This is a genomic window from Flavobacteriales bacterium, from assembly GCA_020435415.1.
GTDB lineage: Bacteria > Bacteroidota > Bacteroidia > JACJYZ01 > JACJYZ01 > JACJYZ01.
This window is the reverse complement of sequence record JAGQZQ010000039.1, coordinates 1-22,414: the sequence shown is the minus strand read 5'-3', so window position 1 is coordinate 22,414 and position 22,414 is coordinate 1. Positions and strand designations below refer to the sequence as shown.

15 protein-coding genes are annotated in these 22,414 nt (G+C 49.3%); 5 read left to right on the top strand and 10 right to left on the bottom strand.

The window, feature by feature from the left end:
• Positions 1-48 precede the first annotated feature (48 nt).
• Genes KDD36_08120 through nadD form a run of 3 tightly spaced genes read left to right on the top strand, consistent with a single transcriptional unit; the run spans position 49 to position 2,080 of the window.
• The gene (locus tag KDD36_08120; protein ID MCB0396603.1) at positions 49-921 is read left to right on the top strand and encodes a YicC family protein; all 873 of its coding nucleotides are present in this window, start codon (positions 49-51) and stop codon (positions 919-921) included.
• Entirely contained in the window at positions 921-1,505 is a 585-nt protein-coding gene (gene gmk / locus KDD36_08115; GenBank protein ID MCB0396602.1) for a guanylate kinase, read from the top strand. Before KDD36_08120 ends, gmk begins: the two co-directional genes overlap by 1 nt.
• Positions 1,502-2,080 carry a nicotinate (nicotinamide) nucleotide adenylyltransferase gene (gene nadD / locus KDD36_08110; protein ID MCB0396601.1) on the top strand — a complete coding sequence of 193 codons (579 nt, stop codon included), beginning with the start codon at positions 1,502-1,504 and terminating at the stop codon, positions 2,078-2,080. Before gmk ends, nadD begins: the two co-directional genes overlap by 4 nt.
• A 3-nt stretch (positions 2,081-2,083) precedes the next feature.
• Here the strand turns inward: nadD and purQ are convergent, their stop codons facing one another.
• Both purQ and KDD36_08100 read right to left on the bottom strand, forming a co-directional pair.
• Entirely contained in the window at positions 2,084-2,776 is a 693-nt protein-coding gene (purQ, locus tag KDD36_08105) for a phosphoribosylformylglycinamidine synthase subunit PurQ (protein MCB0396600.1), read from the bottom strand.
• 517 nt (positions 2,777-3,293) lie between these two features.
• Positions 3,294-4,250, bottom strand: a complete 957-nt coding sequence (locus KDD36_08100; GenBank protein ID MCB0396599.1) for a hypothetical protein — start codon at positions 4,248-4,250, stop codon at positions 3,294-3,296.
• 102 nt (positions 4,251-4,352) lie between these two features.
• Between KDD36_08100 and KDD36_08095 the strand changes: the two genes are divergently transcribed.
• Complete coding sequence (locus KDD36_08095; GenBank protein ID MCB0396598.1) at positions 4,353-4,517, top strand: hypothetical protein; 165 nt, start codon at positions 4,353-4,355, stop codon at positions 4,515-4,517.
• 21 nt (positions 4,518-4,538) lie between these two features.
• On the opposite strand, the gene purD is transcribed toward KDD36_08095, so the two are convergent.
• The 8 genes from purD to KDD36_08055 form a co-directional block, all read right to left on the bottom strand.
• Entirely contained in the window at positions 4,539-5,834 is a 1,296-nt protein-coding gene (gene purD / locus KDD36_08090; GenBank protein ID MCB0396597.1) for a phosphoribosylamine--glycine ligase, read from the bottom strand.
• A 44-nt stretch (positions 5,835-5,878) separates the two neighbouring features.
• Positions 5,879-7,420, bottom strand: a complete 1,542-nt coding sequence (locus KDD36_08085; protein ID MCB0396596.1) for an acyl-CoA carboxylase subunit beta — start codon at positions 7,418-7,420, stop codon at positions 5,879-5,881.
• A 107-nt stretch (positions 7,421-7,527) separates the two neighbouring features.
• A complete protein-coding gene (locus KDD36_08080; protein MCB0396595.1) occupies positions 7,528-8,346 on the bottom strand; it encodes a PorT family protein in 819 nt (272 codons plus the stop codon).
• A gap of 102 nt (positions 8,347-8,448) precedes the next feature.
• Complete coding sequence (locus KDD36_08075) at positions 8,449-9,600, bottom strand: hypothetical protein (protein ID MCB0396594.1); 1,152 nt, start codon at positions 9,598-9,600, stop codon at positions 8,449-8,451.
• Positions 9,600-10,085: an RNA polymerase sigma factor gene (locus KDD36_08070; GenBank protein ID MCB0396593.1), complete on the bottom strand. Its 486-nt coding sequence runs from the start codon at positions 10,083-10,085 to the stop codon at positions 9,600-9,602. Before KDD36_08070 ends, KDD36_08075 begins: the two co-directional genes overlap by 1 nt.
• Positions 10,086-10,233: 148 nt before the next feature.
• Positions 10,234-12,021, bottom strand: a complete 1,788-nt coding sequence (gene lepA, locus KDD36_08065; GenBank protein MCB0396592.1) for a translation elongation factor 4 — start codon at positions 12,019-12,021, stop codon at positions 10,234-10,236.
• A 111-nt stretch (positions 12,022-12,132) separates the two neighbouring features.
• The gene (locus KDD36_08060) at positions 12,133-16,905 is read right to left on the bottom strand and encodes a gliding motility-associated C-terminal domain-containing protein (protein MCB0396591.1); all 4,773 of its coding nucleotides are present in this window, start codon (positions 16,903-16,905) and stop codon (positions 12,133-12,135) included.
• A 241-nt stretch (positions 16,906-17,146) separates the two neighbouring features.
• Positions 17,147-21,046: a gliding motility-associated C-terminal domain-containing protein gene (locus KDD36_08055; GenBank protein MCB0396590.1), complete on the bottom strand. Its 3,900-nt coding sequence runs from the start codon at positions 21,044-21,046 to the stop codon at positions 17,147-17,149.
• 462 nt (positions 21,047-21,508) lie between these two features.
• Between KDD36_08055 and metF the strand changes: the two genes are divergently transcribed.
• Positions 21,509-22,414, top strand: a 906-nt coding sequence (metF, locus tag KDD36_08050) for a methylenetetrahydrofolate reductase [NAD(P)H] (GenBank protein MCB0396589.1), incomplete at its 3' end; no start/stop codon positions are given.

Sequence of the window (22,414 nt, the reverse complement as noted above, 5' to 3'; positions counted from 1 at the left end):
GATCTTGCGGGCGCGTTGTTTATTCTTATTTTAGCAAAAAATAGACGTATGATAAAGAGCATGACCGGCTTCGGTAAGGCCGTTTGCAACCTACAGGGAAAGTCGGTACATATCGAAATAAAATCATTGAACAGCCGCCAGCTGGATCTGAACATCCGAACGCCCGGAATGCTCAGGGACAAGGAACCGGAAATCCGCAATGAGATTGCAAAATGGCTTCAGCGGGGCAAAGTGGACCTGAATATTTTTGTTGAGACTGCCGCTGCCAGCCGTACACAAACACTGAATCAGAAAGTGATTCAAAGTTACCACCAGGAACTCAAAGAACTTGCGATCTCCCTTGGCGAGGAAAACATTGACATCATGCCCATGGTGATGCGTTTTCCCGATGTTATTCAAAACGAGAAATCCGAACCGGATGAGAATGAATGGTTCCAGATCCTGAACGGATTGAAAAAAGCCATCGCCATGCTGGATGATTTCAGACTGAGGGAAGGAAAAAGCATAGAAGAGGATTTTTACAACCGTACCCTCACCATCAAACGTTTGCTCAATAATATAGAAGGCCCGGAAAGAACCCGGGTACCGACCGTGGGGGACCGCATCAAGCAACAGCTCAAGAATCTTGAGAATTCTGACGCGGTTGACATGAACCGCTTCGAACAGGAGTTGATCTATTACCTGGAAAAGATGGATATCACCGAAGAGAAAACGCGATTGAAGATCCATTGTGACTACTTCCTTGAAACGTTGCAAAGCAATGAATCCAGCGGCAAGAAACTCAACTTTATTTCCCAGGAGATCGGCAGGGAGGTGAATACGATCGGGTCAAAGGCCAATCATGCAGAGATTCAGAAGATCGTGGTGCAGATGAAGGAAGAACTTGAGAAGATCAAGGAACAGGTGGCCAATATTCTTTAATGGGGATGAGGGGAAAACTCGTCATATTTTCTTCTCCATCCGGCGCGGGAAAGACCACCCTGGTGCATCACCTGCTGGGTCTTCCGCTTGACCTTCAGTTCTCCGTATCGGCCACCAGCCGGCCTAAAAGACCTGGTGAAATTGAAGGTCGGGATTACCATTTTCTTTCAAATGAAGAATTCATACAGAAGCGCGACAAGGGTGAATTTCTGGAGTGGGAAGAAGTGTATAAGGGACTGATGTATGGCACGCTTCGCGTTGATGTGGAACGCAATCTGGAATCAGGCCATCACGTGATATTTGATGTGGATGTTAAAGGTGCATTGAATATCAAACGTGCCTTCGGCGATCAGGCATTGGCGATCTTTGTACAACCGCCTTCCATCGAAGCACTGGAGCTGCGACTCAGGGGCAGGGGTACGGAAAACAATGAAACCCTCAAACAACGCCTGGCCCGTGCCAGTATGGAAATGACTTACGCCAACGAGTTTGATGTTGTTATTGTGAATGACAAGCTGGATGAAGCCATCAAAAAATCGGAAGAGGTGGTCAAAGCATTTCTCAACAAGCCATCTCAGCCATGAAGGCCGGGCTGCTCTTCGGCTCATTCAACCCTGTTCATAACGGCCATCTCAAACTGGCCGAGCATATCTTAAAGGAGATGTCACTGGACCAGATCTGGTTTGTGGTCTCCCCAAGCAGTCCGTTTAAGCAAGATGCTACATTGTTACCGGCAGAGGACAGGATCACAATGTTGCGTCAGGCATTGAAGGATCTCCCATCTTTTCGCCTTTGTGATGTGGAGTTGGGAATGCCACGGCCATCCTATACGATTGATACGATGAAGGTACTCACCGGGAAGTTTCCGGATTACCAATTCTTTCTGATCATGGGCAGTGATAACCTCGAACATTTCGACAAGTGGAAAGGATTTGATCAGCTCAGGGAACAATGGCCGGTCATTGTTTACGAGCGACCCGGCCACCCGTTGGTGAAATGGAAAGGCCTTGAGTTACATAGCGCAAACGGTGTCAGAATGGAGTTGTCATCAACCCGGATCAGGTCGAAAGTTAAGGCTGGTGAGCCAATCGATGACCTGGTGCCAAAGGCTGTGGCGGACTTGATCCTTAACGGGGGATATTATAAAAAAGAAGGGTGACGGTCAGACCGCGACAGTTTGTAAGATCGATTCGAAAAGCCACTTGCCATCTGTATTTCCTAATTCTTCATCCGCCGCCCTTTCAGGGTGAGGCATCATTCCGAAAACATTGCGTTCCTGATTGCATATTCCGGCGATATTGTCTACCGAGCCATTGGGGTTAGAATCCGGAGTGACGTTGCCTTGTGAATCGCAATAACGGAAAAGGATCTGGTTGTTTTTTGTGAGTGTTTGCAGGGTGACTTCATCTGCAAAATACCTTCCTTCGCCATGGGCGATGGGAATTTTCAATACCTTGTTGTCAGGGATCGATCTTGTCACGAGCGATTGATCGGTGCATGACTTCACATACACATTCTCGCACTGGAACTTCTGACTTTCGTTGTGCAACAATGCTCCCGGCAACAAGCCACTTTCACAAAGAATCTGAAAACCGTTGCATACCCCGAATACGTAACCACCAGACTCTGCGAATTTGATCACCTGTTCCATGATGGGGGAGAAACGTGCCAATGCACCAGAGCGCAAATAGTCGCCATAAGAAAACCCTCCCGGTAGTACGATGATGTCACATCCTTTCAGATCATGGGTTTTATGCCACAAAGGTTCTACTTCCTGACCCATGACCTGTCCGGCAACATACATCATATCATGGTCACAATTGGATCCCGGGAAAACGACTACGCCAAATTTCATCATATAACAGACTGAGTATCGAACTAAAATGGAAAATGTTCAGGCCACAAAGTTAGCAAATAGAAGCGGAATGAGATGCGATCGGGTCTCCCGGATAAAATGTTGCCGGTAGGTTAGTTCAGACGCATTGACTACTTAAAATGATTCGGACTGAAAGCATGGTTTTGTCAGCGTATATTGAACGATCTTTTGGATGTCATTCAATATGTCGCTTTTTTCTCCAACCCCGAAGGGGTGAAAGTACTATAGCCCGACATTATCGATATGAATTCAGGAAACCCACCCCGCTCCGGCTGATGATCTTTCCTTTTGTACATTCAGCAAACCACAGCCGGAGCGGGGTGGGTTTCTGTAAGGGTCCGGGGAGTATTTGTTTTATAATTATTTCACCCCTTCGGGGTTATTAGCCTGGAATGCACCGCATTTGTCGAACATTCACTTAGTTTATGCATCAGAAGTAAAAAACAGGTTCGAATACCGGCGTGCCTACGTGTCAGGTATTCAGGTGGTCAACGCGTTAGTTCAACAAAAAGATCAGTTGATTCTGAATAAGGGCGGAGAGCAGGATCAGCAGCACCAGTTGGGCATAAACAGGCTTCACATTTGAAATGAAATTGGCGAAGAGGATACCCAGCATCAAGGCTGATGTATAGAGTATTTGTGGTTCCCATTGGGATGCGATCAGTATCACGGCATTGCACAACATCAAAAGCAGGAGGGTAATGTTTTTTTTACTCCGCAGGTTCCGTTTGGGGTACTGTAATAAGGTATTGATCATGGCCCAGACCGCAAGAATGGCCGTGATGGACCATAGCAGCCAGGACGTTGACATAGGTACCCTCAGTTTCTCACTTTTTCCAGGAAGGTGCCAGGCATGGAATGACAATTCGGTGGCAAAGTAAAATACCCAGATGATGGCTATCGGTATGGCGCAACCGATCCAAACGATCAGCCATTCCCGCCAGGCAAAAGGCCTGAAGTGGTTAAGGCCGATCCAAACGGTGAGCAGAAAAATGATGTAGGACGGGTAAAATAATGCAGCAACACCAACCAGCATTCCGGCATCGAGCACCAACGGATAAATATTTCCCTTCCGGTTAAATGAAAGTATTTTGTCCAGGGCTAGGATCATCAGAAGGTTGGCGGGTTGCGTGGGGCTGAGGTGAACAAACGGCGCGAGTGAGGAAGATAACAACACATACATCAGGCCGGGAAGAAAAGTGTTGCGGGCATCAAATAAATGGTCGGTTGCAACCTTGTTCAGAAGGATTGCTCCCAGGGTGATCAGGGTTACGGCAAATACCATCTGTACCCAGTCAAAACCACCGGAAATCAGCATGAGGAGTTGATACAAAGGTCCGCCCGAAGGTGAGGCAGTGGCATGCGTTAGCATTCCGCCGATATAAAGTATCATGGCCAACACGGGAAGCAGGATCAATGACTGCGGCCTTCCGGATCTGAAAAACTGGATCATTTGTGTCCTGCTCCTTTTGGTGGAATTGCCATTGGTTTGCAACGGTACATTAGAGCATCACGTAAAAAGAAATCCTTACATTTACCTTCAAATTGCATGACTATGAGCGATATATTTTACGCAATCGGTGATTTCCTGACCTGGACATTCAGTTTTCTTCAGGCTGCAGACAACGTACCCAATAACATTTTCATCGTTGTTTGTTTTATCTTCATGGGCTATTGGGTAGCTAAGATGGCCGGCTACGAAAAGAACGAAGCCAAGTAGATCATCCCCTTCACAATCTGATTAATCCTGCAATGTCTTTTGCAGGTCCATTCCTATATCTTTTCGATAATACATCCCGTCGAACCGGATTTTATGAATGGCATCATAAGAAATCTGCAGCGCATCCGGGATATCCTTGCCCAGGCCTGTTACGGCCAGCACCCGTCCTCCGTTCGTCAGTGTCTGACTGCCCGCCGCATCATGCTTTGTTCCCGCATGAAAAATGAGCGCATCACCGGAATCGTTGGTGCCTGATATTTCCAATCCTTTCGGATACGTGCCGGGATAACCACCTGAAACCACAACCACGGTTGCTGCGGTCTCGGGTTTTATTTGCAAGGTCACTTCATTCAGCCGACCTTCTGCGCATGCAATCATGACAGGAAGCAGGTCATTGGCGATGCGCGGCATCACCACTTCCGTTTCCGGGTCACCCATACGCACATTGTATTCAATGACGTAAGGATCGCCATTCACGTTCATCAGGCCTATGAAAATAAATCCGCAGTAAGGAATACCATCGGCTTTCAAACCGGACAGGGTAGGCCGTACAATTTGTTCTTCCACCTTTTGCATGAATGCCTGGTCCGCAAAAGGAACGGGTGAGATGGCTCCCATGCCTCCGGTGTTCAGTCCGGTATCACCTTCGCCAATGCGTTTGTAATCTTTCGCCTCCGGCAGAATCCGGTAATTTTTGCCATCGGTGAGTACAAAAACCGAGAGCTCGATCCCATCCAGGAAGGCTTCGATCACCACTTTGTTCCCGGCATCCCCGAATTTTTTATCTACCAGAATATCCTGAAGCGCCTGCTCCACTTCCTGCAATTCACCGCATATGAGTACCCCTTTCCCGGCAGCAAGGCCATCGGCTTTGACCACATAGGGTGGCCGCATCGTGCGGGCAAATGCCATGGCGGCATCCAATTCACCCGGATCAAAGCTTTGATAGGCAGCGGTAGGTATATCGTGACGCTGCATGAAATCCTTTGCGAATTGCTTGCTGCCTTCCAGCATGGCGCCCGCTTTTCCCGGGCCTATGAAACGCACATTCATCAGGTCCTCATCGGCTGCGAACATATCGGCCAGGCCTTTGACAAGACTTTCTTCGGGACCTACGATCACCAGTGAGATCTGATGATCCAGTACGGCTTTCTTTACCTTGGAAAAATCGGCCACATTGATGGGAAGATTTTTTCCGGCAGATGCGGTCCCTGCATTCCCGGGTGCGATGAACAGCTTGTTTAGTTCAGGGCTTTGGGAGAGTTTCCATGCAATCGCATGTTCCCTTCCTCCCGAGCCGATAATCAATACATTCATATTTGAAAACTAGATTGTGCCATCTATGTCGTGAGGGCATATGACTAAAGGGGAATGTTCCCGTGTTTTTTTCTGGGAAGTTCTTCGGCTTTGTTCTTTAACATTTCAAATGCACGGATCAGTTTCTGCCGTGTTTCTTCCGGCCGGATCACTTCATCTACATATCCTCTTGCCGCTGCACGATAAGGATGCGCGAACATTTCCATGTATTCCTGTTCCTTTTCCAGCCATTTCTTTTCAGGGTCTTTGGCGCTGGCGATCTCCTTCCGGAAGATAATCTCAGCTGCGCCTTTGGCACCCATTACCGCAATTTCAGCTGAAGGCCAGGCAAAGTTCATGTCAGCGCCGATGTGCTTGGAATTCATCACATCATAGGCACCGCCGTATGCTTTACGTGTAATGACCGTCACTCTGGGGACTGTGGCTTCGCAGAATGCATAAAGAAGTTTAGCGCCGTTGCTGATGATGCCGTTCCACTCCTGGTCCGTACCTGGAAGAAAGCCGGGTACATCTTCAAATACCAGCAGCGGAATATTGAAAGAGTCACAGAACCTCACAAAACGTGCGGCCTTTCTGGATGCGTTGATATCCAATACGCCTGCCAGGAAAGCGGGTTGATTGGCAACGATGCCGATGGATTTACCGGCCAGTCTGGCAAAGCCCACCACGATATTCTCCGCGAATTGTTTGTGTACCTCCATGAAACTATCGTCGTCCACCACACCACATATCACTTCTTTGATATCATAAGGCTGTTGCGCGTTATCAGGAATAAGATCTCCCAGGCCGGATCTGATCTCATTACCTGGCGTATACGGATAGGATGGGGGTTCTTCCTCACAATTCTGTGGAATATAACTGACCAGATCCTTGAGATACTGTATGCATTCCACCTCATTGGCACAGGAAAAATGTGTTACCCCGGATTTGGAAGAATGGGTCTCTGCTCCGCCCAGTTCCTCGGAGGTCACTTCCTCGTGGGTCACGGTCTTGACCACGTTTGGTCCGGTGACAAACATGTATGAACTTTTCTCCACCATCAGAATAAAATCGGTGATGGCAGGTGAGTAAACCGCTCCACCGGCACAAGGGCCCATGACGGCGGACAATTGCGGGATGACGCCTGAAGCACGTGTGTTTCTGTAAAAGATATCGGCATAGCCACCCAGCGATACCACACCTTCCTGGATGCGGGCGCCGCCGGAATCATTCAGACCGATGACAGGTGCGCCGTTCTTCATGGCGAGGTCCATCATCCGGCATATCTTCTCCGCATGGGCTTCTGACAGTGAACCTCCGAATACGGTGAAGTCTTGTGAATAAACATAAACGAGGCGGCCATGAATGGTACCATATCCGGTCACCACACCGTCTCCTAGGTATACTTCGTTTTCCAGTCCGAATTGATTGGAGCGATGGGTCATCAGCATTCCGATCTCTTCGAAGCTGCCTTCATCCATTAAAAAATGAATACGTTCACGGGCGGTCAGTTTTCCTTTCTTGTGTTGACTGTCTATCCGGGCCTGACCTCCGCCCAGTCTGGCTTCGGCTCGTTTTTCTTCGAGTGCTTTCAGTTTATCTTGCATGTTCCGTAATATGCTTGTGTTCGCACCGAATGTGCGTGGGAGATAAAGGTAAAAAAAACCCCGCACCTTCAAAGGTGCGGGGCATCGTTGCCGGAGGCTATTCGTGGTTATAATCCTACAAAGGTGACCCCAAGGCTGAAGGGATAGAGTTCAGGTCCCTTGCCTCTTTCAAAGAGGGGTGTGAGTGAATAGTCGGCGAAGACCGTAAAGTTGCCATATCCCACCCGTGTGGTGGCGGTCAGATGAAAGGGCATGAGGTTATAATGTCCTGCGACCTTGTTCCGGTATTTGTCACCATCCAACTCATATTTCTGCTTGTAACGGGCACCGATCCGGTAACCTCCGATCATACCTGCTGCGATATGGAAGGTTTTTTTCGGATTTGCAGAAGTATTGATCTCCAGCAGAAGGGGCAATTCCAGGTAGGTGGCTTTGAGTTTGTTCTTATCGTAATTGATCACCGTATCCATGATGGAAAAGGTAGAGTCATTGGTGGATTGAAGGATGGTGTTATTCTTGAACGCATAGCCATGAAAGCTGACACCGAGCCCGGTTACCAGGCCCACGTACTCTCCGATAAAATTGACTTTCTTCTCCATGAAGTTCAGCTTCCATACCTGTGACTTGGCATGGTCCAGTTCGTATGGTGCGTAGGCGCCTTTCATCTCAAAGTTTCCGTCCTTATTCATAAAGCCATTCACGCCCACGTCCAGTGCTGCCCAATGGGCAATGTGTTTGTCTTCTTCAAGGTCCAGCTTGATGTCTTCCGTGTCGCTGCTATCTGCTGCTGTTTCATCCACCACCACGGTCACTTTTTTATTGCCGAGGACAAATGAGGTTGTGTCTCCTTTGGTTGGCTTATCGTCCTGTGCCTTCAACTGCACCATGCTCAGACAGGCCAATGCGATCATCCATAACTTTTTCATATGCTTATAATTTAGATTCAGTTTTTGTTGAAGATGGTTCCGGTTTCCGTACAACACCTTCTGTTGATTTCTGATTGTAGGACGGACTGCTATACCGGAATGTTACAGGCTGGATTCGGAAGCTTTGATTCTGGAAAAACCGAACTTGCCGATACGCAGGGAGAAGGAATTTGATTGGCCATTGTCAGCGTTACCGCGTTCCACATCCACTTTCTTCCCAAGCAATTTTCCGGCGCCCAGGGCCAGTGCCTCGGTCACATCTGCGCCATCGATATGTCCGTCCTTTTCGTCTTTGCGGTTCAGGATGGTTTTTTTAGCCATCAGACCGAGGGTGCTCATCACACCGGATGGTACTTCCTCCGACTGGGGCAGGGCGGCGCTCATGGCTACATCTTCCGAAGGGGGTGTTAACTCCGGTTCGGGTGTTTGTTTAATGACCCCGGCGTCTGCAAGCACTGGTTCAGGATTGGCAACAGTGATGGGGTCGGGCATGTTATTCTGATCGGTCACCGGATCTGGTGCTGGTATAGATTCCGGGTTATCCTTGATCGTGTCCGGATTCTTTTTCGGATTTTGGTTTGCCTGCTTTCCGGTCACGTGCTTTTCAGCACTTCTTAAGGGGTTTGCTACGGGATTGTCTGTTTGAACCTGACCGGGAACTTCTGTCACGGGAGCGATGTTGTCTTCTGTTTTCTCCACAGCATTCCGGCCGGCCGGAGTTTTGGTTTCGGCCAAAGGTTGATCCGTGTCCGGTCCCGTGGTGCGTGGAACCATCAGCGTGATGGCCATGATCACCACTGCGGCAGCGGCGGCATAAGACCAGTATGGAAGAATACGTCTGGATTTGCGAAGTGCATCTTTATCTTCAAAAACAACATCTGCATCCGCCTGTACATGTGTCATGGCATACAGCTTCCTGTCCTTTTGCCATTCCGGATGTTGCTCAATAAAGGCATTCAGTTCATTGATCACATGTTGATCCAACAGGCCTTCTGTTTCGGCAACAAGGTGATCGTCTAAATTGATAGCGGAAATACCTTGTCCGTAATCAGGCTGTTTGAGAAAGTCCTTGCCGGGCATGGTGATGTTGTTTACCTCGAAGGCAGGAATTTCTTCGTCCAGATCATCGAGGGAAAGACCGAGCTCCGGGTGATTCTCCAGGAAGAGCATCAGTTGCGCCACCTGTTCCGCTTTGAGTCGACCTTCCGAGTAATCCAGCAGCCAGGCTTCTACATTATGTGGGGTGATGTTCATTATAGTACGGCTTCTATACTGCCCAATATTTTCTTTAGTGTTTTCCTTCCTCTGAAGATGTAAACTTTCACCTGGCTTTCGGTCAGGGACATGATCTGACCGATCTCTTCATAGGAGTAACCTTCATAATCCCTGAGCAGGATCACCGACCGTTGCGCCTCCGGCAATTGAGCCAGGGCTTCGTCCAGGATCCGTTTCAGGTCAAAATTCACCGGCTGGTGAGACATGTTGCGTGGGTTCACTTCGTCCATACTGCCTTGTTTCTTCTCACGCCTGATGCGGTCGATCATGGTGTGATAGGCTGCGGTGAACATGTAGGATTTGGCTTTCTCAAAAGTGATGTCACTCACTTTGAGCCACATCTTTTCAAAAGTATCCTGTACCACATCGCGGGCTTTCTCTTCATCCTTGATGTTCTTGAGGATGAAACGGTACAGCCCGTCCGCATGCAGGTCCACACATTTATTGTATTCGCCGGTGGTCATTCCTGGGTGATTCTAAAGGTGGGACGAAGTGATATATGCGAAAGTTACAGCCGGTAGAAATAAAGTTTAAGGTTTAAGGTTCAAGGTTGAAAGTTGATATCGTACCAACCTTAAACTTTACACCATAAACCTTTAAATAAACGTTAGCTTAATCCAGCTTCAGCACGGCAAGGAATGCCTGTTGCGGCACTTCCACGTTGCCCACCTGACGCATGCGCTTCTTACCTTTCTTTTGCTTTTCGAGGAGCTTCCTTTTACGGGAGATGTCTCCACCATAACATTTAGCGGTCACATCTTTTCGCAGGGCACGTACCGTTTCCCGGGCAATGATCTTCGCACCGATGGATGCCTGGATGGCAATCTCGAACTGCTGGCGGGGCAGCAGGTCCTTCAGTTTTTCGCACATCCTTCTGCCGAAAGAATAGGCATGGTCGGAGTGGATGAGGGCGGAGAGGGCATCAACGGGTTCGCTGTTCAGGCGGATATCAAGGCGTACCAGTTTGGACTGGCGGTATTCCAGGGGTTGGTAATCAAACGAAGCATAGCCTTTGGAGATGCTTTTCAGTTTGTCGTAGAAATCGAAGATGATCTCACTCAATGGCATTTCAAAGGTGAGCTCCACCCGGTCCGTGGTGATGTACACCTGGTTTTTCAGAATGCCCCTTTTGTCGATGCACAAGCTCATCAATGCACCGGTGTATTCCGCCATGGTAATGATCTGGGCGGTTATAAACGGTTCCTCTATGTAGTCGAGTAAAGTGGGGTCGGGCAGGTCTGAAGGGTTGTTCAGGGTAAGCTTTTCCCCCTTCTTCGTATAGGCGAAATAAGATACGTTGGGAACCGTGGTGATCACCGTCATGTCGAACTCACGCTCCAGTCTTTCCTGGATGATCTCCATATGAAGCAGTCCGAGGAATCCGCAACGGAAGCCGAAGCCGAGTGCCGCAGATGATTCCGGTTCGAAGGTGAGGGAGGCATCGTTCAGCTGCAGTTTCTCGATGGATGCCCTGAGTTCTTCGTAATCCTCATTATCGATGGGATAGATTCCGGCGAAGACCATCGGTTTCACATCTTCGAAACCTTTGATGGCTGTTGAACATGGCCTGTCAACATGGGTGATGGTATCTCCCACTTTCACCTCACGGGCATCTTTAATCCCGGAAATGATGTAACCCACATCTCCGGCAGATACTTGTTTGCGGCCTTCCATGCCCAGCTTCAGCACACCGATCTCATCAGCGAGGTATCTCTTGCCGGTGTTCACGAACTTCACTTCATCTCCCTTATTGATCTTTCCGTTATACACCCTGAAATAGGCAATGATGCCGCGATAGGAATTGAAAACAGAGTCGAAGATCAACGCTTGAAGTGGTGCATCAGGATTTCCTTCCGGAGCGGGAATGCGATCGATGATGGCGCTGAGGATATCCATCACGCCCTGTCCGGTCTTCGCGCTGGCAGGGATGATATCGTCTTCTTTGCAACCAATCAGGTCGATGATCTGGTCGCTGACCGCTTCCGGATTTGCACCTGGCAGGTCAATTTTATTCAGTACCGGGATGATCTCCAGGTCATGTTCCAACGCCAGGTAGAGGTTGGAAATGGTTTGGGCCTGAATGCCCTGGGCGGCGTCCACCACCAACAGTGCGCCTTCACAGGCTGCAATGGACCGCGATACTTCGTAGGAGAAATCCACGTGTCCCGGGGTATCGATCAGGTTCAGCACATACTTCTGACCATCCCGCTCAAAGTTCATCTGAATGGCGTGGCTCTTGATGGTGATGCCGCGTTCACGTTCCAGATCCATGTTATCCAGCACCTGGTTTTGCAGGTCTTTTTGGGAAACGGTATTGGTATATTCAAGTAACCGGTCGGCCAGGGTACTTTTACCGTGGTCGATGTGGGCGATGATGCAAAAATTGCGGATGTGCTGCATAGGGCGCAAAAGTACGGCAATTTTTGATGCTGTGGTTAGTTTGGCGTATCCGGGATACAGAAAAATATGGGGCTGAAGATGCCTTGCCTGCCTTTGATCCCGACGAATGACTTAACGCATCACGTGGATAAAACCAGCAGTTTCTTTCTCACCGTCTTCGCAATAGGACGTGTAATTCACGATCCAGTAATACACGCCTTCAGCTACCGGCACGTTGTCAAATGATCCGTCCCACTTGATGTTATCGAACGATTCGAACATCAGTTTTCCCCATCGATCGAAGATCCGGATATGGAAATCCTTTAGCTCTGTTGCATCATAAAGTCCGGCAAAGTCATTGATCCCGTCACTGTTGGGTGTAAATACATTGGGGATTTCAATACCGCCATCGGGAGGCCGAACGGTGATATCCGAAGCAGATGAAAGTGTGGTACAACCGTTACGGGTCACCTTCACCCAGTAGCTTCCGGTTGCTTTTACCATAATGAAGGCAGTGCTGTCGCCCGTGTTCCATTCATACACATCTCCGGACTGACCGGTAGCGTCCAGGCGCAACTCGGTATCATAACAGATGATGGTATCATCCGGCATATCCACTTCCGGATAGGTGGTTACAAAGACAAACACGCTGTCGGTTGCTTTGCAGCTGGCACTGTCAGCTGTCACGAGGTAGGTAATAGGACCATCGGGTGCATCGGTCTCATCGCGATTGGAAGAAGTGAAACCTATGGGGTCTGAGCTCCACGAATATGTTGCGCCGTTGAGGTTTGTCGCGTAGAGGTTTACCGGATCATTGGCACATGTACTATCCGCAGAAGCGGTTGCGGTCACGTCAATCGTACTTTTATGAAGCGTGACAAATGCGGTATCCTTACATCCGTCGGTGGTTGTCAGATACACATAGATCGGTTGGTTGTCCATGGCTTCGGTGCCGGTGAAGGTAACATTGGATCCGCTTGTACCGGTGATAGGCCAGTAATATGCCGAATATCCTGATGGCCCGGTGAGTGTGACGGAACCGTCAGGACAATAATCCTCATCCATCACGGGCGGAGAAGGGATCGTATAAAGGTACACCACAGCCCCATGTGCATTCTCACAAAGCCCTGAAGTGATCCGGAGTGTATATTCCGTTGGCACATTGGGTGACACAGTTATCGGGGAAGTGGTACTCGTGAATCCTGTGGGATTGGAGGTCCACATGTGATTCCCTTCGGTGGTTCCGGGGTCAAGGGTAATGGAATCACCGGGACAGATGGTAGAAATGGAGTCCAGAGAGAAATACACCAGGGTATCCACCATCACACTGAGGGTATCATATGCCTTACAGCCGGCGCTATCAGCCATCACGATGTAGTCGGTATCTTCGTTGGGTGAGCTGTTCGGGTTCTTGGATGATGAAGAAAATCCGGCCGGGATAGATGTCCAAAGGTAGGTAGCACCCGGTACGCTGTTGCCACTAAGGCTCACCTGGTCCGTTTCGCAAATATGCGTTTTATCCACGCTTGCCGTAACGGTGATCTCGTGGTTCTGCAAAACATAACGTGCAGAGTCCTTACACCCATAGGCTGTTTCAAGAAAAACGATGATGGTATCACCTTCATTGAACAACGCGGGGTCGTAGCTTACGCTGCTGCTGGTGGATCCACCCGGAGCCCACAGGTATTGGCTGAATCCGGAAGGTGCGCTTACCGTAAAGTTGGGCCCGTCACAATACTTTTGCTGCTGAATATGTGTGAAGGAAGGAACCGTGTGAACAATCACTTGCACCTGATCCGAGACCGTACAGGCACCGCTTGTAAGCTGAAGCCTATAAGTGGTGGTGATGTTCGGTTTTACCGTGATGGGGGCCAGTGATGAGGTGAATCCGGACGGGGTTGATGTCCACTGATAAGTGCCTGTCGGGAGGCCGGTACCAAGAGTTGTACTGTCTCCAAGACAAATGTCCACATTGGCACCCAGGTCATATACCGGTTTGGCGTCAACCGTAACGGTTATACTGTCGATGGAATTCGGCCCGGTACATCCATAAGAATTTGTTACAGTTACGATATAAGTGGTGTTGACCAAAGGAGAGACCGTAACAGTCGGACTACCGGAAATAAAACCTGCCGGGTTTGAGGTCCACTGATACGTGGCGCCGATGCCGCCGTTACTTGCGCTGATGGTGGTGGAGGATCCCTCGCAGACCGTATTGTTTCCGTTAACGATGACGGTTGGCGGGTTGACCTGTTGCAGGGTGAAAAGCGCGGTGTCCTCACAACCCAGCGGAGAAATGTAGGCGACGGTAACGACTTCTCCGTTGGTGGGATTCATATAGACTTCGGTCTGATTTCCTGAACCGTTATGAAGCCAATTGTAGTTGGTACCCGTAGGTGCGGTAAGGGTGGCTGAAGTGGCACCTGAACAAAACTTAACCGTGCTCACGGTAATGTTGTTGGCAATATAAACGTTGACATAATCGGAGGAGCTGCATCCGAGAGAATCTGCGACGGTGAGGAAATAGGTAGTGGTCTGATCAGGGAATACCTTCACCACTGAATCCGAGGAAACAAATCCGGGAGGATCGGAAGTCCATGAAAAAGTGCCGGATGTTAATCCCGGATCAATCACAAGACTGTCATCCCTGCAGATGGTTGTTCCAACTCCCAGGTCAAATACGGGGCTTGGTGCGATGGTGACCATGACAGTATCTCTGCCCGGTTCACCAATGCATCCTTCAGATGTTGTTACCTCAAGAAAGTAATACGTAGTATCGGTCGGAGATACAATAGGTTCTGGTTTGGAGGAAGTGAATCCGGGAGGATCGGAAGTCCATGAATACGTAGATCCGGCGGAATCACCGGTAATGATCAATTGGATGGCGCTGCCAAGGCAGATTGCCGTGTCCTTCAGGGTTGTTACGGTTGGCACTTCGCCGCGTTCCACGATCATGTAAGGGATTGTATCCCGACACCCATACGGTGAAAGGACCGCCACCTGGTATAGCGTGCTGTCTACAGGGTGCAGGATCTCAAGGTCCTGAATGCTGTCTCCGGTATTCCATACATACTCCAGATAGCCGGAAGGTGCGTTGATGGTGACAATGGTATCTGCCAGGCAGTAATATTGTATCAGATCTCCGTTATGCGCGAAAGGTTCATACAGGTCTACCTCAACGGTGTCACTGAATGAACAACTTCCGGATTCGATTGTGAGGTCATAGACGGTATTGACAAGCGGTGAGACCTTCACCGAATCGTCGCTACTGATGAGGCCGGCAGGATTGGATCCCCACGTATAAGTACCTGTGAGAAAGGTGTCCGGCATCAATGTAACAGAGTCATATTTACATATGGTGTAGTCCGTGCCGAGGTCAAATCTCACCGAGTCATTCACAAAAATCGTCACATACTTCACCGAGTCCGGTCCCTGGCAACCGTACTTGGACCATACTTCCACGCGATACGTAGTTGTGGTGTCGGGCCATACAGTGTTGGTCAGACTGGAAGAGACAAATCCGGGAGGGTTGGAGCTCCATTCAATGATATCTTCAGGGTTGTCGGTTGTGGCAATCAGTTCAATACTATCTTGCAAACAGATCGTGGTATCGTCAGCGGTCACCAGCGTCAGGTTGGGGCTTTCCAGCGGATCGAAGATATGGAGCAGGGTCGCATCACAACCGGATTCATTCGTCATGGTCACTTTTACAGTATCTCCAACGGTTGGCAACGGCACGGTGATTTGCTGACCTTGTTCTCCGGTGGGATCCCATACATATTTCACGAACCCGTCGGGTGCGGTGAGGGTCACGGAATCAGATGATGGACAATAGCCTTCGATGTGTATCTCCAGAAAACTGCAGGCGGCATCCACATAGGCATAACCGAAGTGACCTCCCCATCCGCAATCTTCCGTGGAAAATTCAATGGTCATGGTTTGGCCGATGTATGCGGACAAATCCACACCCACCGTGGTCCAGTCTTTGTATCTGACCCTGCCATTCTTTTTCCAGTTGTCGGTAGCCGGGCCGGCGGTCACCTGGTAATATCCGCAGGGTCCGGGGATAACTGTCTTGGTTGAATCCAGAATCTTTACCTCGAACTTCGGTTTATCGTTCTGCGGATGTCCGTTAGGATCTTCGAGTATAACGGCATACTGGTACAATATACCTGAGTTGAAGGGCGTCACCTGAAATGTCTTCACCAGTTTCTCTGCCTGGTAATTCACGTGATCATTTCCAAGTCTTACGGCATGGGCACCTCCTCCGGGTGCGAGGAACGTAATCTCATTGTTGGAATTGGCATCTGTACCCATGGCACTCATAATGGTGTGACGGCCGCTGTAAATACCTGGTGTATTAATTCCACCTCCGCAGCATGTACCAATGAATCCGTTCCAGTTGGTGAAATCCCCGTATTCAAAATCCAGGTTTTCGCAGTCATTGGGTACGAGTGGTGAATTAATCCGGTCCGGTGCGGGTGGGGTATGTTGAACCAGTTCATCCACCGAAGCCACCGGGGGCATTTTCGCAAGCGCCTGGATCAGCGCTGCTTTGTTGTCATCATCTTTCTTTAAAAAGTTGATCTGGTATTCAGGAGAAAGACTGGCTTGATCGCGAAGATCGGTTCTCTCAATCGCAAGAATGCCGTAGGTTTCTATCAGTCCGGAAAATACGGCAAAGGCGTCGGGGTCTTCCGGTGGCAAACCATTGATATAATTGAGGTTCATATGTGCATAGCCGGGTTTAAGCTGCACATACAGTCTGTCGTAGGAGTGACCGGGTATTTGCTGGGTCTCTTCGTGAAGGGATGACCCGTTCAGGCTGGTTTGGCCGAAGCTTACAGTTGAAACGAAGCCAAGTGCAATGGCAACCGCAGTTAAAAAGGAGAACTTAAATTTCATCACAATCGGATTTGAGAATGATCCATCACGCCAATATATCCTCCTTCTGCAATGAGTGCGGAAAATTGCAGCCAATGAGGTGATAAAAGCCAGAAGATAGCCATCAACATATGAATTCACACGTTGATGGCTATCTGTCAGGGGGCTAAAGTTAAATCATAGCCCCAATGCTCACAAAATTAAATTGAGATTGAAGGGGTTGATTCTTTGGTCTCATACCCCTTTTTAAGATGGATTTTGGTTAACTACCGTTACTTCTCATGAGGGCAACCCATCCGCTGAGTTCCACCTTATCCGCAAGTCTGAAGACGTAATAGTAGGTGCCTTCGGGTGCATCGTAGCCGGTGTCTGTTCTTCCGTCCCAGCAGATGCCGTCCTTGCTGTCGTGGATTCGTAACCCCCATCTGTTGAAGATGATCAGTTCACCACAGTTCTCCACGCCGGGAACGACGGGGATTTTGAAGCAATCATTCTTACCATCCTTATTTGGCGTAAATACATTGGAGGGTACAATGCCAAGATTGATTGGTCCGGGGTTGATCGTATCCACCGTGGTATCTGCACAGCCAAAACCGTTCGCTGCTATCAGGGTGACGATGTAATCCTGATCTCCCCAGGGAAGGAATAAGTTTGTGTTAGGCTGGTTTGATGTGGATCCGTTGCCGAGATTCCAGATATAACTTGTTGCTCCGGTGGATGAGTTAGTGAGAAGAATATGAACCCCATCACAGTCGGGTGCAGTGGAATAGCTGAACTTGCTGTCCGGGGAAGCACCTCCTTCAAGAATGGTAGTGGCAAGAACGGTATCGCAACCATTGCTATCTGTAATCCTTACGGTATAAATCCCCGGAGAAAGACCGGTGGCTGATTGGGTGGTCTGGTTCCCGCTGTTGGTATCCCATTGATAGAAATATCCGGGGGTTCCTCCATTCACAGTAAGGGTTGCGACGCCATCGTTTATGCCAACGCAGGATGTTCCATTCGGTGTTACAGTGGTAACAAGCGCCGGTGGTTGGGTAATGGTGGCCATGCTGGTATCGGAGCACCCATCAGCATCTGTAACAGTAACGATGTAAGTACCTGGTGGCAGGCCGTTCACGTTTTGTGTGGTATATCCGCCAGGGCTCCATGCATAGGTATACCCTGGGCGTCCGCCCAGGTGGTTTACCGTAATCGATCCCAATCCGCCGCCATAGCAAAGCAGGTCCTGCGACGTTGTGTTGGCGGTCACCGGGTTGGTCGGGAAGGTGATATTAATGTTGGCGGAAGCGTTGCAGGAGTTTGCATCCGTTACCGTTACACCGCATATGCCTTCTGCCAATCCGGAGACATTCTGAGTTGTTTGTCCGTTACACCACAGGTATGTGAATGGTGCAGTACCACCGGATACCTGAACATTGGCCGATCCTGAGCCATTGCCTCCGCAATCCGAAGTAGAGGTATTTGTAAGTTCAGGGGAGATGGCATTGGGCTGCTTGATGGTTACCTGTGCTGTTTGGGTACAATTGTTTGCATCGGTGACGGTCACACTATATGTGCCCGGGCTGAGGCTGGAGGCCGTAGCCGTGGTTTGTGCCGGAGTGGTGTTCCACAGATAAGTGTAAGTGGGTGTGCCGCCTGATGCGGAGACTGTACCGGTGCCGTCATTACCAGCATAGCATGACGTGAAGGTGGAGGTCATGGCTGCGGTAATGGTATCCGGCTCCGTCACATTGATGCCCGCAGTGGTGATACAACCTAAAGCATCCGTAACGGTGACCTTGTAATATCCGGTCGACAGATTACCCACGGTTTGTGTGGTAAGTCCACCCGGACTCCATTGATAGGTATACGGATTGGTGCCACCCGACCCTGAGGCGGAGATCGAACCATCGTTCCCACCATTACAACTTACCGGTATGGATGTTAAGTTGGCATTGATGGTTCCGGGATTTGAAATGGTGATCTGATCGGAAGAAGAACAACCGTTGGCATCGGTCACAAACACATTGTAAATGCCTGGGCTCAGGCCACTGACCGTGGTGGTGGTTTGTCCACCCGGAGACCACAGGTAAGTAAATGGTCCTCCGGTCCCGGCAACAACAACGTTGATCTGACCGTCGCTGGCACCGCAAGCCGAAACCTGCGTCACAGAAGGTGTGATCACCATGTCAGAATTGCCGTCAATGGTCACACATACGGAATCGACACACGAACCGCTGGCATCACCGACGGTAACGCAATATTTACCAGGAGCCAGGTTGCTGATATTTTGGGTGGTTTCACCATTATCCCATGAAAACAGATAAGGTGGATTAGCGCCTGTTATGGAAACGGTGGCATCGCCGAGACTTCCGCCGCCGTCATAACCATCCCAACGGCAGGCATACCAATAGGTGTTTGTGCTTGGATCTAATAAAAATACGCCATCACCTGAGCAGGGGTCAGGGCTTGGTGGAATTTTATTATTAGCTTCAAACACGGTTCGGCTGGTCAGGCACGACGAACAACCATAGTAATTAACAAACTCATCTTGATTTGAGCTGAGGTTAAGGAGAAATTTTCCGTTTCCGGGGCAGGGATCGGGTGAGGGTGGAATCTTGCTTGAATAGTCCAGGTCAGAGAGTGGAGACAAACAAGCGTTGGTTGTGGCATTGCAATTTGCAGGCGGGCAGATATAATCATAGAGGCTATTGGTGTTGTGAACATTCACAAAGATTCCGGTGCCTGGGCATGAGCTACCCGGAGGATCAATGCAGTTGTTAAAATCATTTTGTGAGATGTCAGGTATGGAATTGGTCACGCCACAAACGTAGTAACATTGATCCGGGCTTGTCCCCCAAGGGTCCAGTGATTGTGGGCAACCTGACGATGCAGAGAAATCGAGGAAAAGACCTCCCGTGCATGGGCTTGGAACAGGTACGGCATCGTTCAGAAATTCGTTATAGGTGATGGGGTAGGCGCAAACGGAACTTCCGGCACTGCAGGAGGCATTATTGTGGGACGGGGTGATCTCCATCGCACATGGCTTGCATGAATCTACCAAAGCAAACAGATTGGTGATGGTGTCATTACACGCCGGGTCAGTTCCGGAGTATGCAATCAGGGTGACGGTGTAAGTACCGATACCCGGATAGGTCCATGTTGGATCGGTGGCGTGGGAAGTATCCGCCAGGGTGGATCCGTCACCGAAGTTCCAGAAATAACCGACTGCCCCTGTCGAGTTGTTGATAAACTGCACGGTATGTGTTGCGCAGTTCATGGTGAGATTCAATGCGCTGGCGACCACATCCGATTCACAGGCCAGTACATTGAACTGGAAATCTCTTTTGGTGGTGGAGATGAGTATGCCGTTCCGGTATTCTTCCGCGCAAACACCCACTACATATTGTCCGAGTTGATTCGGTGTTCCGGTTAACCATCCCGTGACCGGGTCAATGGAAAGGGGCGTTCCTCCGAGGGGGTCATTCATATCGAAAGGAGCCTTCCAAGGCACATTGTTATAGGGTGGGCTATTCGGTGGCTGGGGTTGCGGGAAGTTGGAGGACGCTCCATCAAATGGCCAGCATAATTTATAAACGATGGAATCGCCATCAGCGTCAGTAGCGGAATGATCAAAGCCAATGTCCATATTCTGGCACACGAAAATGGGAGGCCATTCTGTAAACTCAGGGTTTGAGTTACAGGTCGCCAACTCGGGACCGGGGACAAGCGCGGTGTAGGAAGCACCAACATCACCCGGATTGGTCAGGTTAACGATGGTTTGGTTGCGACAGCACCGTTGGTATGAAAACTGATATCCTCCGGTTTGGGGAGGGAGATTCGCCTGTCCGATATACTCAGTAGCCTCCACACATACATTTGCGGGAATCACCACGCAAGGATCCTTTTGGTTAATGGAAGGATCAAGTAATTGTTTCCCCAGGAAGTTCAGATAAAGGGTTGTGACCAGGTTGTTGTTGGCGTCAAAAATGCCCACGGCTGCGGGATCGTCAAAATCTGGATCCCCGTTGTAGCAATCCCGGTATACTTTCAGATGTACCTCATATAAGTTACCTCCGAGGCACTTGTAATTCATTTCCCCACCGATAATGTGGGTTGCAAAAGATGGAAGGATGGCCAGGCATAATGCCGTCGTCAAAAGGAAGTGTAGTCTTCTCATGTCTAATAAACCCAATGTTATTTACTAAAACAGGAATGAAATGTACAGTGACCCTTCTTAAACTGAGCGGCGCTCAATTTACAAAAGAATACAAACTGTGATTACTTTCCTATGTAATGGACGAATGCAAAAACCGGGCGACTAAATAATGGATTTTTTATTCAAAATCCAAAAATCCAATGGATGCCATCATTTGTCCTGCCTTGAATTATGGTAAGTATGTGGCGATAATATTTGAAGTTCAACATGAAACTTTAGAAACAAAGCTGAACCTATGAAAAGGCAGTCATCGCCAACCGATTATTACCCCCCTTGAACCGGCATTCGATTTCGAACCGGAATTCAGAGGGCCGTCTGCCCAGTTGCCCTAAATGTTGTTATCTTTGCCGCCTCACAACATGCCCGACGGGTGCGTCATATTGCCTGGATCCGGGCGCGAAGAGCTACAACGAGAATTAGTTTATGAAAGTAATAGAGCACATCAAGACAGCCAATAAGCCGCTTTTCTCATTTGAAATTCTGCCCCCATTGAAGGGCAAGAGCATCGGTTCCCTTTTCGAAGGCATCGATCCTTTGATGGAGTTCAATCCGCGTTTTATCAATGTGACCTACCACCGCGAGGAGTATGTGTACAAGAAACGTGAGAAGGGTTTTCTCGAAAAAGTCTCGATCCGGAAACGGCCGGGTACGGTAGGAATCTGTGCCGCCATCATGAACAAATACCATGTGGATGCAGTACCGCATCTCATATGCGGAGGCTTCTCCAAAGAAGAAACGGAGAACGCCCTCATCGACCTTCAGTTCCTGGGCATTGATAATGTATTGGCGCTGCGGGGTGACCCGATCAAGACAGAGCCCACCTTCATACCCGACCCGAACGGCCATGGTCATGCGGTGGATTTGGTGAGACACATCGTAGACCTCAACAAAGGGACCTACCTGGACGATGAGATCAAGGATGCAAGCAATTGTGAGTTTTGTATCGGTGTTGCCGGATATCCTGAAAAGCACTTTGAGGCCCTGAACATGAAAACGGATCTGAAGTATCTCAAAGACAAGATCAATGCCGGCGCAGATTATGTGGTTACCCAGATGTTTTTCGATAACCAGAAATATTTCAACTTCGTAGAGGCTTGCCGCAATGAAGGAATAGACGTTCCGATTATTCCAGGATTAAAGCCCATCACCACGATGCGGCAGATCAGCTTTCTTCCCAAGACGTTTCATATTGATATTCCCTTTGAACTGGCTGATGAGCTGGAGAAATGTAAATCAGATGCCGACATCAAACAGGTGGGGATTGAATGGGGTCTGAAACAATCCAAAGAACTGATCAAGGCCGGTGTACCCTGCATCCATTACTATACC